General features: G+C 34.6%; 16 protein-coding genes and 1 pseudogene. 12 read left to right on the top strand and 5 right to left on the bottom strand.

The window, feature by feature from the left end; translation table 11 throughout:
• Both MHH42_RS05040 and MHH42_RS05045 read right to left on the bottom strand, forming a co-directional pair.
• Positions 1-2691 carry an ATP-binding protein gene (locus MHH42_RS05040; protein WP_340892958.1) on the bottom strand — a complete coding sequence of 897 codons (2691 nt, stop codon included), beginning with the start codon at positions 2689-2691 and terminating at the stop codon, positions 1-3.
• A 202-nt stretch (positions 2692-2893) separates the two neighbouring features.
• The gene (locus MHH42_RS05045; protein WP_000991353.1) at positions 2894-3145 is read right to left on the bottom strand and encodes a hypothetical protein; all 252 of its coding nucleotides are present in this window, start codon (positions 3143-3145) and stop codon (positions 2894-2896) included.
• A 236-nt stretch (positions 3146-3381) separates the two neighbouring features.
• On the opposite strand from MHH42_RS05045, the gene MHH42_RS05050 reads away from it, so the two are divergent.
• The 4 genes from MHH42_RS05050 (at position 3382) to MHH42_RS05065 (ending at position 5144) form a co-directional block, all read left to right on the top strand.
• Entirely contained in the window at positions 3382-3522 is a 141-nt protein-coding gene (locus tag MHH42_RS05050) for a hypothetical protein (RefSeq protein WP_001004563.1), read from the top strand.
• Positions 3523-3584: 62 nt separating this feature from the next.
• A complete protein-coding gene (locus tag MHH42_RS05055; protein WP_070172818.1) occupies positions 3585-4115 on the top strand; it encodes a general stress protein in 531 nt (176 codons plus the stop codon).
• Between the two features lie 320 nt (positions 4116-4435).
• Positions 4436-4639, top strand: coding sequence for a DUF4028 family protein (locus MHH42_RS05060; protein ID WP_070172819.1), 204 nt, complete (start codon positions 4436-4438; stop codon positions 4637-4639).
• A gap of 193 nt (positions 4640-4832) precedes the next feature.
• A complete protein-coding gene (locus MHH42_RS05065; RefSeq protein WP_000637507.1) occupies positions 4833-5144 on the top strand; it encodes a YbjQ family protein in 312 nt (103 codons plus the stop codon).
• A 30-nt stretch (positions 5145-5174) separates the two neighbouring features.
• Here MHH42_RS05065 and MHH42_RS05070 read toward each other — a convergent pair whose 3' ends face one another.
• Positions 5175-6188, bottom strand: coding sequence for a zinc-dependent alcohol dehydrogenase family protein (locus MHH42_RS05070; protein ID WP_097837740.1), 1014 nt, complete (start codon positions 6186-6188; stop codon positions 5175-5177).
• 162 nt (positions 6189-6350) lie between these two features.
• On the opposite strand from MHH42_RS05070, the gene MHH42_RS05075 reads away from it, so the two are divergent.
• Positions 6351-6545 carry a hypothetical protein gene (locus MHH42_RS05075; protein ID WP_070172821.1) on the top strand — a complete coding sequence of 65 codons (195 nt, stop codon included), beginning with the start codon at positions 6351-6353 and terminating at the stop codon, positions 6543-6545.
• 192 nt (positions 6546-6737) lie between these two features.
• On the top strand, positions 6738-8033 hold the full coding sequence (locus tag MHH42_RS05080; protein WP_340892959.1) for a hypothetical protein: 1296 nt from the start codon (positions 6738-6740) through the stop codon (positions 8031-8033).
• 119 nt (positions 8034-8152) lie between these two features.
• Here MHH42_RS05080 and MHH42_RS05085 read toward each other — a convergent pair whose 3' ends face one another.
• Positions 8153-8293 (bottom strand): YflJ family protein, encoded by a 141-nt coding sequence (locus tag MHH42_RS05085; RefSeq protein ID WP_000273535.1) that lies wholly within the window; start codon positions 8291-8293, stop codon positions 8153-8155.
• Positions 8294-8446: 153 nt separating this feature from the next.
• Between MHH42_RS05085 and MHH42_RS05090 the strand changes: the two genes are divergently transcribed.
• A complete protein-coding gene (locus tag MHH42_RS05090; protein WP_000582774.1) occupies positions 8447-8809 on the top strand; it encodes a hypothetical protein in 363 nt (120 codons plus the stop codon).
• Between the two features lie 26 nt (positions 8810-8835).
• Here MHH42_RS05090 and MHH42_RS05095 read toward each other — a convergent pair whose 3' ends face one another.
• Positions 8836-9021 (bottom strand): YhzD family protein, encoded by a 186-nt coding sequence (locus MHH42_RS05095; RefSeq protein ID WP_000539550.1) that lies wholly within the window; start codon positions 9019-9021, stop codon positions 8836-8838.
• 261 nt (positions 9022-9282) lie between these two features.
• Between MHH42_RS05095 and MHH42_RS05100 the strand changes: the two genes are divergently transcribed.
• The 5 genes and pseudogenes from MHH42_RS05100 to MHH42_RS05120 form a co-directional block, all read left to right on the top strand.
• Positions 9283-10524 (top strand): metallophosphoesterase family protein, encoded by a 1242-nt coding sequence (locus tag MHH42_RS05100; protein WP_000815716.1) that lies wholly within the window; start codon positions 9283-9285, stop codon positions 10522-10524.
• A complete protein-coding gene (locus MHH42_RS05105) occupies positions 10521-13445 on the top strand; it encodes an ATP-binding protein (RefSeq protein WP_340892960.1) in 2925 nt (974 codons plus the stop codon). The genes MHH42_RS05100 and MHH42_RS05105 overlap by 4 nt, the downstream gene beginning before the upstream one ends.
• Before the next feature lie 41 nt (positions 13446-13486).
• A complete protein-coding gene (gene yhaM, locus MHH42_RS05110; protein WP_000726648.1) occupies positions 13487-14431 on the top strand; it encodes a 3'-5' exoribonuclease YhaM in 945 nt (314 codons plus the stop codon).
• 585 nt (positions 14432-15016) lie between these two features.
• Positions 15017-15346 (top strand): hypothetical protein, encoded by a 330-nt coding sequence (locus MHH42_RS05115; RefSeq protein ID WP_000566287.1) that lies wholly within the window; start codon positions 15017-15019, stop codon positions 15344-15346.
• A 794-nt stretch (positions 15347-16140) separates the two neighbouring features.
• Positions 16141-16407: pseudogene (locus MHH42_RS05120) on the top strand (AAA family ATPase); the annotation flags it as partial.
• Positions 16408-16633: the final 226 nt, after the last annotated feature.

The following is a 16633-nucleotide window of genomic DNA, read 5'->3' on the forward strand; positions in this document are numbered from 1 at the left end:
TTATTTTATTAACCACACACTCATTACCGAATAGAGTTGATGTAGATTTAATGGTTTACTTATATAATCTGAAGCGCCAGCAGATAAACATTTTTCCTTATCATTTGGCATTGCTTTAGCAGTTAATGCGATAATCGGTATTTCATGTAACCCTAAATTCATTCGGATATTTTCCATCGTTTCATAACCGTCCATATTCGGCATCATAATATCCATTAAAATAAGGTCAATATTTGTATTGCTTTTTAGTATTTCTAAACACTCTATGCCGTTTTGGGCAGTAATAATGTTGGCATTTTGTTTTTTTAATGCATTTTGTAAAGCAAATATATTTCGATGATCATCATCGACAATTAAAATGGTTTTCTCTTGGAAGACGTTATTTGTTTCGGTAGTAACGATAGTTTCCTCAATAACTTCAGCAGGAATAACATCTTCTATCGTTGCTGCGACTTCTAAATTGGATACTTGGATTTCATTTAATCCATTTGGAAGGTTAGGAATATATACTGTGAAAGTACTGCCTTCTCCTACATTACTCTCTAACGTAATCCAACCACCTAATAATCTAGCAAACTCCTTACAAATAGATAAACCTAATCCTGTACCACCATATTTCCGAATCGTTGCGCCGTCTGCCTGTTGAAAGGCTTCGAAAATAAGTTGATGCTGTTCTTTAGCGATACCAATACCAGTATCTTTTACTGCAATTGTAATCCAGTCTTTACTTATAGACTGCATATCATGACTTAAATTGCTTGTTTCTATCGAATCGAAATGTAAAGAGACAGATCCTTTTTCTGTGAATTTAAATGCATTGGATAATAAGTTTTTAATAATTTGTTCAATCCGTTTTGCATCTGTATAAAACAGGTCAGGAATGGTGTCACTGTCTTCAATAGTAAATTCGACATTTTTTTGTGCAGCGATATGTAAAAAGTTTTGATGCATATTGGCTGCCATGTCATTTATATTCGTTGCTTCAAAAATGATGTCTAGTTTGCCTGCTTCTACTTTAGATAAATCTAGTATGTCATTAATTAAAGTAAGTAAGTCTTTCCCTGATGAATGAATGACAGTTGCTAGTTCAATTTCATCATCCGATAAATGATTATCATGATTTTCTCTTAACATTTCAGATAATAGTAAAATACTATTTAACGGTGTGCGTAATTCATGTGACATATTTGCTAGGAACTCAGATTTATATTTTGAGCTGCGTAACAACTCGCTTGCTTTTTCTTCTAATTCTGATTTGGTAATTTGTAAGTCAGCTGTCTTCTGCTCAGCCTCTTCAGTTCTAGACTCTAATTGTTCATTCGTTGTTCGTAATTCTTCTGCTTGCATTTGTAGTTCTTCCGCTTGCGTTTGCAATTCTTCTGATTGAACTTGTAACTCTTCTGTCATTGCTTGTGATTCATGTAAAAGAGTTTGAATTCGCATACGTCCCATAATGCTATGGATTGTTAAACCTAGATTATCAATGGTTTGTTGAATTAAATCTTGATGTAAATCTGAAATCTCAGTTACACTTACTAACTCTATTACTGCAATCGCTTCATCCTCAAATAAGATAGGGATGACTAGTAGATTTTTAGGACGTATTTCTAATACTCCGCTAGTGACATAACGAAACTCTTCGGGTATGTCACTGAGAATAAAACTTTTCTTTTCTAAGGCAGACTGTCCAATGAAACCTTCACCCATTTTAATAGATTGTTTTCCAATATCAGCACCTTGATCGGCGAAAGAAGCTTTTTTCACATAGTAGACAGTTTCTTCATATTCTTCACGTACATAAAATGCACCGCAAGAAGTTTGCGTTTTTTGTATAATTCCACTAAGAATTTTTTTACCTAACATCTCAATAGAAGATACACCTTGATACATTAAAATTAATTCTGCAAGCTCAGTTTGTAACCACTCTCTTTTAGATATTTCATCTAGTAGGTGATTTGTTGTATGAGCAAGATCTTTTATTTCATCATGTGTATTTACATGAATTCTTTCCGTAATTTTTTCTTTAGAAGAAATGGATTTAATAGCTTGAATTACATTTTTAATCGTTTTTGTAATGGAATTCGAAATATAGAGTGAAACGATAATGGAAATACAAGAAAGTAAGAACAATAAACTGTATAACCAAATCTCTAATTTATTATTTTCAATATCTAATTGTGCAGCTCTTTTTTTCGTTAGTTGCTCCTCAGTGCTCCGGAAGTTAGTTAGCTGCGACTGTAATGACTGAATTTGAGTCGTGTCGATTGTTTGTACATTATTACTATTATTATTTGTAATGAGTGGGTGAATCTCTTTATTAATCCAACTAGTAATGTTTTCGTTAATCTGTTTTAATTTTTCTTGCTGAGAGGGGTTATCCTCTAATAGAGCAAAAAGATCTTGATAATGTTTTTCGTAATCTTTTTCCGCGGAGTTAAGGGATTGCACGTAATTTGGGTTATTAGAAATGATAAACCCTTTCGCTTTATTTTCAATTGTTAGCAACTCTTTCTCCACTTGATTCGTTAAATTAAGAACTTTAAAATCGTGATCAATAATAAAATTACGAGATTTTTGTAAACTGGAAATCTCATTGTTTAGCATAATGAAAGAGATAAGTAAGAACAAAATGATAACTAAATAACCAGCCATAATTTTGTAGCGAATACTAAATTTTGCTTTCGAGTTCATTAAAAATTCCTACCTTCAAGAGTATTAAAAGTTTCCTATTGTAAAGAATGAAAAACGTAATATATATTATATCAGTTTTCATAAGGCCAAACTAGAAATCCCCCTATTGTATTAGGGGGTTCTTTTTTAATAGAGGAAATCATTTTGAAATAAAAATATATATGAAAGGTAGTAAACGAGGGAATAGAGGATAACAAACATTCTAAGAAGGAAAGAGTGTTCTTAAAGCTCTTTTTGCATCTATTCCTTCAAAAATAAATAATACAAGCTCTCTCTTTTTTACCGTAAGGAAAAAGGATACTAATGTGCTTAAGTTTTTAATAGAAGTAAGTGTTCCGTGTTTACTTATAAACAAGTTCGTTTGAAATGTTGTCATTAAAGCGTAAAAATGATGAATCTGAGTTATTGTAGGCGTTTCATTATAAGAAATAGTAGTAGAGTGAATGGCGTTCATTGCAATATTCCTTTCCATATAGTAAGCATAACAATATAAACATACCCGTTTTAAAAAATGTTAAACATATAAATAAGAAAAAATATAAGTATAGTTTTTTACGTTTAGAAAAGGTTAGGAAGGGTATACATATACTACAAAGAGATTGACTGAAGATGAATTGTAAGATGTCTATGTTTAGTAGATTAGTCTATCAAAATATACTTTTACTTTAAATAAAAAGGAGCCTGGTATACATGAATGAAATGATGATTGATATTACGTTTGATTTAATTTACTTGTTAAGTAGTTCGCTTGTAATACTGTTACTATTCGCTTTTTTCGTAAATGGTTATGTTAATAAGAAGATTAGTGTATACAGAAATGAAGAAGGATAAAGATGCATTATATAAAAATAAAAGAGCGTATATGTATATAAAACTTTAGGAGGTTAATAGTTATGAATGTAGATAGAAAAATAGTAGGTGTTTTTAGAACAATTGATGATGCGGCACTCGTTATTAATGAATTAAATGATAAAGGATACTCAGCAGATAACATTTCAGCTATTGCAAAAGATCAAAAGGAAATTGAACACCTTGAAGAAAAATCAGGTGAAAAAGTAAATCATGAAACTGCACATAAAGCGGATATCTTTTCAGCGACAGGGCTTGTAGCAGGAGGTGTAGCAGGCGGACTCGGTGGTTTATTAACAGGTCTTGGTATACTTGCCGTTTCTGGAATGGGTCCAATTGTAGCAGCAGGACCGATCGCAGCAGCTATTGGAGGAGCCGGTATTGGCGGTGGAGCTGGAAGTTTAATAGGAGCATTTATAGGATTAGGAATTCCAGAAGAACATGCTAAAAAGTATGAAGAATATATTTACGATGGCAATATATTAATTTTAGTAGATGCAAAATTAGATGATAAGTTAGAAATCTATAAAATATTTGATAAGCATCATGCTTATAACTCTGATTTCTTTAAATAATATGTACTTCATATATCAATTATGAAAAATGTGGACATAGTGAATATCGTTTTTGATCTTACAACTTTGGCGCGGCCGAGGAGTCGTATGACTATAAGAGAGGAAGGGCTTATAGTAAAAGATCAAGTTCTATTATGTTATCCCGCTATTTGCCGGGCAGTAAGACTCCCACCTCAAAATTCAGCGAAAGCAAAGAAGTTAGGTGGGGGGCGGGCTGCCCGTAAAAGCCCGATTGGTGAGGGCTGATAATCAGTGGGAGATGAACAAAACCCCCACTGATTAAAGTTTCACTTTATTGAAAAGGGAAGAGGTGTTTTTTCGTGATTGTAAAAATATTAAAGGATAGTAGTAATAGTTTCCTTTGTACGATTCAAAATAAAAATGGAGATAAGTATGTGAAAAAATGGTTTAGTAAACATGAAAATAATGAAGAATTAGGGCGACCAACCTTTAAAGAAGTAGAAAAGGATTGGAAAGAAAATAGAGAATCGTTTGTTTATCCTAATATTAAAGCGCTTTATTAAGTATTAGGCGCGTTTTATTTTTATCCCTCTCTCAAATTAATTTCAAGGATTAGTTAATAAAATGAATTGTCACTCTTACAAAATTGTCACATTCATGTAAGGTAATTCAATAGATTAGATACTTTTTCCATGTCATAATAAAGACATAAGAAAGCTAATCAAAAAACTATAAGTTATTAGGAGAGTGTCAGTCATGATTGTAACAACAACGTCTGGAATTCAAGGTAAAGAAATTATTGAGTATATTGATATTGTAAATGGTGAAGCTATTATGGGTGCAAACATTGTCCGCGATTTATTCGCTTCAGTTCGTGATGTTGTCGGTGGCCGTGCTGGTGCTTACGAAAGTAAATTAAAAGAAGCTCGTGATATTGCGATGGATGAAATGAAAGAACTTGCAAAACAAAAAGGTGCGAACGCTATCGTTGGTATTGATGTAGATTATGAAGTTGTTCGTGATGGCATGTTAATGGTTGCTGTAAGTGGTACAGCTGTACGTATATAAGTAAATAAAAAACAGGCTCCCCCTCGAAGCTTATGCTTTGAGGGGATTTTTTTTATAACTCGTCAAAAATACTTTTCCTTTTGCTTTCTCAGCAGACTGCACAACATCAACCGCAGTTTTCACATCCGCTAAGTCATACGTAGAATGTACTGTCATAAAACGTAATTTTTTATCCTCAACTAAACGAATTAAGTGATGAAACGTTTCTTGCCATTTATACGGTGACACGTCTGTATTCCAATGTCGTAAATGAAATATGTTAGCATGCACCTTTGCTTTCGTAACAATTTCGGCCCAGTTTACTTGTACGCCTGATAGAAGACCGATAGTTAAAAAGTGTCCATTTGGACGTACACAAAATGCTAATTCATTTCCATCGGATCCTCCAATAGAATCAATCGCAGCATCTGCGCCTATCCCGTTCGTTAACTCCATAACGGTTTCATAAAGCGGAACAGTGGAAGTATCTATTACATATTCAGCACCGAGCTGAAGTAATTTCTCTGTATGTTTACTATTTCTAGTCACTGCAATGAGTCGAAAGTTTAAAATTTGTGATAACTGTGCAAAAAGATGACCTATAGCGGATCCACAAGCGTTTACTAATAAAACGTTATCTCGTTTTAAGTTTAGCGTTTCTGTACACGTAACCCAAGCTGTTAATGGGTTGATGTACATTTGTGCAGCTGTAAAATCATCAATTGAATCGGGAATAAGGACTACAAAATCAGCTGATGTCTTCACATATTCTTGCCAAGTACCTTCCCCGCGTAAAGGTAGCACGCGTTTACCGATAAGGTCTCTAGAAACACTCGCACCAACATCTTCAACAATACCAACACCTTCATAACCAGGTATGTTAGGTAAAGGAATTCTATGGGCATACGCTCCAGTTACAGGAATTAAGTCAGATGGATTAATTGGTCTAACTAACATACGAACGAGAACTTCATTCTCTTTTAATGGTTCTATATTTTTATATTCCACTTGTAATACATCTTTTGGGTTGCCGAACTTGTGAAATTGAATGTGTTTTCCGTGCAAAGTAAAAGTGCCCCCTTAGTTTGATTGGGTTAATTATAGCATTTTTGGTTTGGGTGGTGATTTTATTGGGAATAGATTAGGAAATGAAATAGGAAGGGCAATGTGAAGAGACGGAGTATAGGGTATATATCGAAGCATTTCGTAAAAGGGGAGGATGAGATTATGGTGAACAAAAAGGAAAATGATGAAGTGGTAGTTATTGATATGATGCAAATAAAATCAGATTTTACAGTGATAGAAAAAGAAATACGCTTAATTACTAAGGGACCAAAAAACGCGCAGGAATTACGTAAGATGATTGGGACGCGTACGGTTGGTGGGAGACGATTGGTAGATTTATATGAAGAAGATAAATAATTTGTAAAAAATCTCTTGTGAAATAATCTTTATAGGTTTATTTCATAGGAGATTTTTTGTGGGTATTTATTATAATATAAATTATAATAATATATAGATTTTGAATTGAGATTTTATATTCAAATAAATCAAGTATTAGAAGCGTGTTATTGAAATATGGAATGAAAATTATTTTATAAAGGATGTGCACAGGTGAATTTTATTAATTCTTTTTTTGAAAAGAACTTTGAACATGCCCAAAGTTTATTTTTTGATGTGAGGTTTTTCTTTTTCGGTTTTACTCTTGTATCATCTTTAGGGTTTCTCATTATATATAGCTTTTTGTATGGATATTATTTTAGTGGTAATGAAATTTTTCAAATCTCGAATTTTAGTATCGTCTCAAATGTAATGCCTTTTAATTTACAAATCTTGACTATTACATCTATATTTTTTATTTGCATTTATTATATATTTTCAATATTTATTTCTCTAATAATTAAAAAAAAGGGTATGAAGTTGAACGCTTTTATTATATTCGTATTTACAGCATTAATATTAAATGTATCTATAACAATGTTCTTTGCTAATGAAGTGACGTTTACTAGTATGGTAAGCTTTTGTTTGATATGGGGATTTGTAGGGTTAATAATATGCTATATATATGTAGCGATAAAAACAATGGAGCATTCTTTCGTTACGATAAAAGGATTTGCGTTTCATATTGTAGTATTCGCATTTTTGTTATTTGTACTTAATTCTATGGGCATTGTGGGAGAGTTAGAAACTTTGAGAATAATTTCTGTTTTTTCTGTGCCCTCGCTTTTAATTATAACAACAATATTTCATTTCTTTCGTGGAAAGGAATGGTTTAAGCTGATAAGTTATTTACCAATTACGCTTATTATTTCTGTACTGATACTGCTTATATTAGAAAAATTTAATTTGATATTTATTTCCAATATAATAACTTTGAGTATATTAGTACCACTATTCCATTTCATTATTCTAAAAGTAATAAAATGGTTACCAAAAATGTCGGAGATTAAAAGGAAATTTAGTATTAATACAAAAATTGATTTGGGAATGAAAAAAGGGAAAGAAAATAAGGGTTTTGTTTATAATGTGATATCTCAATGTTATAGCATGCTTTCAAATAAAGCTAATAATGCACCAAAGCTAGCAATTGGGCTTATACTATTATTAGCCTTTGTATTATTACCTAGGCTGTCTTTATCGTGTGGACAATTAATAAGAATGATAAATCAATCTTATGAAAAACCAATTAAAATTACTTATGTAAATCAGTCGGGAAAAGAAAGTAATTTATTTGGGAATTATTACATAGAAAATAATTCAACTTTATATGCATCTAACAAATGTTGGAAATTAGAGATTATAAAACCAGTTAATTATCATATTAAATCAGTAAATAAGGAAGACGAAGAAAACAAAGAAAATAAGGAAATGTGCAAGAATCAAAATTGGTTTGATATTTTTGTTAAATAAAGAAGAAGCTGTTTCAAAAATTTCGTTTGTAACGAAATTTTGATACAGCTTCTTTTACGTACTAATATAAAATATAGTTTTTAGCCATGCTTTAACAATGGAACTAAATTATTTACCAATTAAGCCGAAGCCTTCTTCATTCTCTCAAGTAAACTAGATAAAATATGCGTACGATAAGATTCTAGTTTTTTACCTTCATAAGTACGGATACCTAATTTTTTAAGTTCTTTTACATACCAACCTTTGCTTCCGAAATACATGTGATCGCTCCCCTTCAACTTTGTTTTATTTGTTCTGATTGTACTTGGAGGTACAGGTAATATAATGAAGGAAATGAATTTCGTGCGAAAATGGTTAACTTTGTTGCAAAAGACATATATACTAAAGGTAGTATATAACGAGGTGGGCAAGACGTGATTATAGAGAAGCACGAAATTCAAATTGACCAAATTACGAGCGGTAAAGTGAATATCTTTACTTTCTATAGAAATAGAAAGCAAATTGATGATCATTTTTTACGTTTACAAGAACCATCGCTTACAGCAAACTACTTTTTCCATTTTCATTTTGATGCAGAGAGCTTACACCTTCTGCAGGAAGAGTTTCCGGGCATATATCCGTACGACGGTAGTGAAACGATTCATAACTGGACGGAAAAGATGAAGGCAGAATTGCAACATCAGATCCAAACAGGTAAATGGAATAAACGCGTACGTATCGGTAATCGCATTCTAGATGTGGAGTTTACGTGGTGCGACGAAGATATAGTAGAGTGAAAAAGAAGCGGATGACGCTTCTTTTTTTAGCGCTGGAATAAAACGAGCTTACCTGCAGAAGATGTGCAGCGATGTGTTTTTTCGTGCAATCCTTTTTCTTGTAAAATAGATTCACCTTTTGCTTTCGCTTCTTTTTCAGTTGCCGCCTCAAATGATTCGTCCAATGCTTTTGAACCATCTTTTTCAAAGACTGTTAGAACGTATACTCCCATGAAAATTCCCTCCAAAAATTAAAATCAGAATCTTATAACTATTTTGGCATAAATCACTAGAATATGCAAAGAAATATATGACATTGCATGTTACAATAAAGTGACACTTTAATAAGCAGGGGAGTTTTTCATCCCCTGCTTATTATTAGTGGAACCAATCGGGTATTTAAGGGCAGTTAACTTTCAGATTGCCTTCCTTGCCTATTGCCCGTTAGTACGGGATAAAATGAAACTTTTGAAATATAGAAAGGATCGTTATTTGTGAAACAAGTGAAGTTTATACATGCGGCTGATTTGCATTTGGATAGTCCGTTTAAAGGGATGGAAATGAATGTACCGCAGTCTGTTTGGGAGAGAATGAAGCAAAGTACGTTTGAATCGTTCGAACGTATTATTGATAAAGCGATTCAAGAGCGCGTTGATTTCGTATTACTAGCCGGGGATTTGTATGATGCGGAGACGCGAAGTTTGCGGGCGCAAGTGTTTGTGCGTGAGCAAATGAAGAGACTTTCGCAGTACGATATCCCTGTTTTTATTATTCATGGTAACCATGACCATTTAGGGGGGAGCTGGGCTGCAATTGAGTTTCCAGAAAATGTTCATGTGTTTACGGAGCCTTATGTAGAAGAGAAATCATTTTATAAAAATGGTGAACTGTTAGCTTCTATTTACGGATTTAGTTATTTGCAGCAAGCAGTAACGGATAATATGACAGCGCAGTTTACGAGAATGAGTGATGCGCCTTTTCATATTGGCATGCTTCACGGAAGTGTGGAAGGAGATGCAGAGCATAATCGCTACGCACCGTTTCAAATTCGTGAGCTGAAAGAAAAGCAGTTTGACTATTGGGCTCTTGGCCATATACATAAACGTGAAATTTTATCAGAAGAGCCGTACATTATTTATTCAGGTAATATACAAGGGCGTCATCGTAAAGAGACAGGGGAAAAGGGTGCGTACCTTATTGAACTTACGAAACAAGGAACGCATTGCTCATTTTTCCATACGGCAGATGTTGTATGGGATGAAATAGAAGTGAATATTGATGGACTTGAAACTGTTGATGAAATTATGACGAGCATATCTACTGCGATGAATGAGTGCCGAAGAGAAGAGGGAGGGACGCTTTTAACTGTCGTATTCACAGGGCAGGGCCCACTTTCTCCTTATTTGCGTGACGAAAAGCGTGTGGAAGAGATTTTTCACATTTTAGCATCTGGAGAAGAGCGAAAAGATTTCGTATATGCGATGAAATGGAAAAATGAGACGGTTTCTTTTGCAGAAATAGAGCGTTTGAAAGAAGAAAATCATTTTGTCGGTAGTGTACTGAAAGAGTTAGAAGCTTTCACAAATATGGACGGCGTGTTGCGCACCATTTGGACATCTCCTGTAGCGCGTAATAGTATTGAATCTTTTACAGAAGAAGAGAAGAAAGAGATTCAAAAGGAAGCGGAAAATATTATTTTAGAACAATTATTCCAGCAAGAGAGGGATAAGAAATGAGAATGGAAAAACTCCATATTTATGGATACGGAAAATTAGAAAATGTGGAAATGGATCTGTCGATGCTGACGGTGTTGTACGGTGAAAATGAAGCGGGGAAATCGACAATTCGCTCATTTATGAAAAGTATTCTGTTCGGTTTTCCGACGAGAGGACAGCGCCGTTATGAGCCGAAAGAAGGCGGAAAGTATGGTGGTGCAGTTACTGTACAAACAGAGAAGTACGGCCGTTTGAAAATTGAACGATTACCAAAGACGGCAGCTGGTGAGGTGACCGTTTATTTTGAAGATGGAAAAACGGGCGGCGAGGAAATTTTACACGATATATTAAGCGGGATGAATGAAAGTTTATTTGAATCTGTTTTTTCTTTTGATATGCATGGGTTGCAAAATATTCATCAGCTTGGTGAAGCGGATATCGGAAATTATTTATTTTCGGCAAGCGCAGTTGGAAGCGATGCGTTATTACAGCTCGATAAAAAGCTAGAGAAAGAAATGGATCAGCGCTTTAAGCCGAGTGGTCGTAAGCCAGAGATTAATATGTCACTGCAAGAGATGAAGAAGCTTGAAGAGAAGATGAAAGAGTGGCAAGGGAAAATTGGCACGTATGAAAAACAGGTCGAGCAGTTAAAAGAGGATGAAGAGAAGCTTGCCTCTGTTCGTGCGGAGAAGGAGAACGCGGAAAAGCGAAAGCAAGATTATGAAATATTAGCAGCGCTTGAGCCTCTCGTTATTGAAAAGCATGCGCATGAGAAAGTGTTAGAATATGAAAAAAGGCAATTTCCTGTAAACGGAACGGCGCGCTATGAAGCGATAAAGGCGAAGATGGAGCCGCTTCAATTACAAGTTGATTCGCTCCATAAGAAAATAGAGACAGTGCAATCGGAAATTGCCTCGATTCAAATAGATGAAGAGTTTTTACAAAAAGAAAGTTATGTAGAAGAACTTCGCATGCAGCATATGTCGTATGAAAATGCACGCCAAGAAATGCGAGATATGACGGGGAATATTGCGAATATAAAAGAAGAAATAGCAGAATTAGAGCAACAAATTGGTGCTACTTTTGAAAAAGAAACAGTTCTTTCGTTTGATATGAGTTTGGCAACGAAAGAGCTAATTACACAAACAGTGCAAAAAGCGCGCGAATTAGAAACGCAAAAAGCACAGCTCGATGATCGCTTCAAAGTAGCGCAAGAGCAGTTAGAAGAACAAGAAGAAAATATAAGACAGATCAAGAAACAAATGTTAGCTGATGAAGAGCGTGCTACATTAGCTGAGAAAGAAAAATCGTTCCAAGACGCGGCGTTTATCGGTATGGGTGCGGATAGAATGAAGCGTAAGTATGAGGAAAAAGTAGGAGTGGCTACGCAAAAGAAAAAGCAGTGGCAAAGAGTTTGTCTTCTGTTACTTCTTATTAACACAGGTGTTTTATTCACGAGCTTATTTATAGATAACCGCCAGCTTTTATTTATTAGTGTCATTGTTTTTGTAGGGATTGTTCTCGCCCTTGTTTTATATAAAGATCCATCAAGCGGATTACAAGAAGAGCTTCTTACTCTTCAGCAAAGTGCTGGCGGAAGACAAAGTGAAGAAGCGATGTCCGTTCGCTATCAATTAGAAAAAGATGAAGAGATCCGTAAGCTATTTGAGCGCGAGTCATATAAGTTACAGCAAATGGAACGAGCTTATGATAAAGTCGTTTCATCGTATGAGGAATGGGAGAGAGAAACGTTCCGCGCAGGAGAACAAGTCGATGCGTATAAATCGCGCTATATGTTCCCTGAATTTTATACGTATGCACACATATTGCCGGCATTTGAGCGGATTGAAAAAATGCAGCAACTGTATCGTGAAGTAGAGAAACAAAGCACGCGGAAATCTTCATTATATGAAATGATTTCGCACTTTGAACATAAACTAGAAACTGTTATCGGTAGCGCGGAGTATAATAAGCTGCACGAGGCACAAAGTCGTATGCAAAATGAGAAAGAAAAGCGCCAGACTTGTAAGCGACTAAAAGAGAAGTTGACGGAATGGCAAGAAGAATATGAGTTCATGCAAGGGCAATTGAAACAGCTACTAGTAGAACGAGATAGTTTGTGGCATATTGCAGAGGCTACAGATGAAGAGATGTTTTTAGAAGCAGGTAAACTGGCAGAGAAATGTGAAGATGCAGAGAAACAAGTGGGGCGTTTATTACCGCAAATTGAGCTTTTAGAGCAGCGTTTAACGAGTTTGTCATTAGCTGAACATTATGAAGCTGAAGGTTATGAGGAAAAATTAAAGCGAGAAATGACAGTCGTGCGAAACTGTCTTGCAAAAGAGAAAGAACTGACAGAGCGCATTGCGAAACATCGTATGGAAATTGAGAATTTAGAAGAAGGCAGTACGTACGGTGATTTAATGCATGAATGGGAAATGAAAAAAGCGCAAGTGCGCGAACAAGTGAAAAGGTGGGCTGCTTATGCGGCAGCAAAGACGGTGTTAACGAAAACGAAGCAATACTATCATGAGGTACATTTGCCTCGTATTTTACAAAAATCAGAAGAGTATTTCGTCTATTTAACGGGCGGGCGCTATAGTAAAATCTTTTCACCGTCAGAGGCGGAGCCGTTCATTGTTGAACGTAACGACGGTATACGTTTTTACAGTCATGAACTAAGCCAAGCGACAGCGGAGCAATTGTATTTATCGTTACGATTTGCATTAGCGAAAACATTTGAGCATGATTATCCATTTATTATTGACGATAGTTTCGTGCATTTTGATGTGGTAAGGACGAATCGAACGATTGAACTAATAAAGGAAATTGCGAAAGATAGACAAGTCATCTTCTTTACATGTCATGCGCATTTGTTAACGTATTTCACAGAAGAACGGATTATAAAATTAACGCATAAGCGTAAAGAAAATGAGTTGTAGTGTGCTATACTAAAAGTAACTGATTTGGTGGAGGAATTCGAATGAAAAAGAAAATTGCAGAATATGAAGTTGGTGAACAAGTCGATGTTTTCTTGTTAATTAAAACAGCGACAAAAGGTCTCGCAAGTAATGGAAAGCCGTTTTTAACAGTAATTTTACAAGATCCAAGTGGAGATATTGAAGCGAAGCTATGGGATGTATCACCGGAAGTTGAGAAACAATATGTAGCAGAAACAATCGTTAAAGTAGCTGGAGATATTTTAAACTATAAAGGACGTATTCAATTACGTGTGAAACAAATTCGAGTTGCGAATGAAAATGAAGTAACAGATATTTCGGACTTCGTAGAAAAAGCACCAGTGAAAAAAGAAGATATGGTTGAGAAAATTACGCAATACATATTTGAAATGAGAAACCCGAACATTCAGCGTCTAACAAGACATTTATTAAATAAGCATCAAAATGAGTTTTTAGAATATCCAGCAGCGACGAAAAATCATCACGAGTTCGTATCTGGACTAGCTTATCACGTTGTATCGATGCTAGATTTAGCAAAAGCTATCTCGGCTCTATACCCATCGTTAGATAAAGACTTACTATATGCAGGCGTTATTTTACATGATCTTGGTAAAGTAATTGAGCTATCTGGTCCAATTTCTACAACGTATACGTTAGAAGGAAATTTACTAGGCCACATTTCTATCATGGTGAACGAAATTGGGAAAGCAGCAGACGAATTGCAAATTGATGCAGAAGAAGTATTAATCTTGCAGCACATCGTCCTTTCTCACCACGGAAAAGCAGAATGGGGTAGCCCAAAACCACCATTAGTAAAAGAAGCAGAAATTCTGCACTACATCGACAACTTAGATGCAAAAATGAACATGATGGACCGCGCATTAGGACGTACAAAACCAGGCGAATACACAGAGCGTGTCTTCGCACTTGATAATCGTTCATTCTATAAACCGACGTTCCATAATTAAGATTGTAAATAGAATGGCCTCATTAAGCGTTAAAAGCTTAGTGAGGCTGTTTTTGTATTAAAAATTAAATGAAATAGTTAAGAAGTACGCATGGGGTTAACGAAGAACGATTAAAACATATCTCACCACTAGAATGGGAGCATATCAACTTTAATATGGCAGATACTTAGAATCGCTTCAGCCTGTACAATAGGCCTAAAAATAAGAGTTGAAATTTGTTTAGCATATATTTTGGTTAAAAGGTGGGAGGGATCCCTATATAAAAAAGACACCCTAAGGTGCCTTTCCTCGACTAGATCGGAGTACCGCCAGCATTTCAGAAAAAATACAATAAGCTGTCCATATGGGCAGCTTATTTACATAATTCTCGTTCTCGGAAGTTGATCTTGTAGCGTTCTTTCTCGTAATTCACTATGTTTTCCAAAGAAAATAGTGAAAGGCAAGGCGCTGAATACATTTACAAAATGACAAAACTGTAAGAATACACGAATGTTTGTAAGAAAGTTCGATGTTTTCCTTTTTCTTTTTTTATTATAGTGAAAAAGAAGAACGAAATATTCTCTTATGTAGGAAAGGAAGATAATAATGATTGATCTATTAAATAAATGGATGTTAGAAAGTACAGGCAATTTCAATATCGTTGTAGGACTTACAGCACTTCTATTTTTGGGTTCAGTAATTGCACTTATTATTATTTACAAAAAAATTGGTAAACCATATGAAAGAACAAATGCTATTTATTTAAAAATTACTTCTCGTATGTTTACTATTCAGATTCTAATGAATGCTATATTTATTTCTTTAGTTGGTAAAGATATTGAGAATTTCCGTCAAATCTTTATATTATTTGAAGCTTTTGTATTCTTTATTGGAGCTATTTATTCGTTTAAATTATATAAACAGGAATGCAAATAATTCACTTATAAGAAACAATAAAAAATGTAAACTTTTCATTTTTAGTTAACTGTATATTCTATACATATGGGGTTAACATAACGTCTCATTATGAGGAGTCAATCTATCTAGAAACCTAGAAAAGCCCCTTCAGATTTTCTCAAGGGGCTTTTCGTTCATATAATCAGTGTTATCGGTAGTTAGGTCTCTTTAGTTGAATGGGAATATTTTGATCCAGTAGAAGAACGCAAAACCTCCAGCTACAAATAAAGCAGCTAAAATGAATGTTATTAGAGGTATTTTATTTTTCATACTTCCCTCCCTTTTTTCCTAATTGTACCATTTAGAGGAAGTGATATGTTGTATAATTTTGGTTGTATATGATATTCATGTAAGGTTAACATAACGTCTTATTATCGGTAGCAAGGACAAGGAGGAACCCCTATTCTCACAAGGGAACTTCCTTTTTTTTGTTTTATGGATCTATGCATTTTTTAATACATTCCTATCCTGGAGTGGCTTTAGAGTCCTCGTTTGTTGCTGAATTAGCTGAAAAACTGTACTTGCATACTCTTAGCGTGTTTTTTCAAAAATGCTGGCGATATCCTACATCCATCAACTTATGGATTTTATAATGTCCTCAAACCAAGAACCTCGCGTGTTTTTAGTCCAAGAACGTTAGTTATTAGATCTTAAAAGAACAGCCCTTCAAAATAAGGGATAGCACTAACAAAATCTATATTTTCTAGTTTATGGGAAATGTTTATTGTGATAAAACATCAGAAAAATCAAATAACATAAAGGAGATAAGGAATATGAACATATTAGAAAAAATTAAAGAAAACGTTTCAAAGGTTATTGTAGGAAAGGAAGGAGTAATTGATTTAGCGATGATTGCATTAGTTGCAAATGGACATGTTTTATTAGAAGACGTACCAGGAACAGGGAAAACAACATTAGCCAAAACTCTTGCGAAAAGTATTGATGGGGCTTTTTAGCGTGTTCAATTTACATCGGATACGTTGCCGGGTGATGTAGTAGGATTAGAATACTTTGATATGAAAGAAAGTGATTTTAAAACGAGTAGGCTATGCACCAGAAGATCTTCTCTGAGTTAGTATCTCTCATTTGTGGTAGGAAGAAAAATAATATAACTCCTCATCGCCATCAGATTAAGAATTTCATTATTCTCCAAAACGACAAAAGTACACTGAATTCTCATAAACAACCAACTGTGGTGAGATAAAATTTTTGTTTTGGGGCATGGGGAGCCTGGAGTCTTTAGCTTGATAGTGATGTGACGCTATC

Origin of the sequence: Bacillus sp. FSL L8-0099, from assembly GCF_038006385.1 — a bacterium.
GTDB lineage: Bacteria > Bacillota > Bacilli > Bacillales > Bacillaceae_G > Bacillus_A > Bacillus_A toyonensis.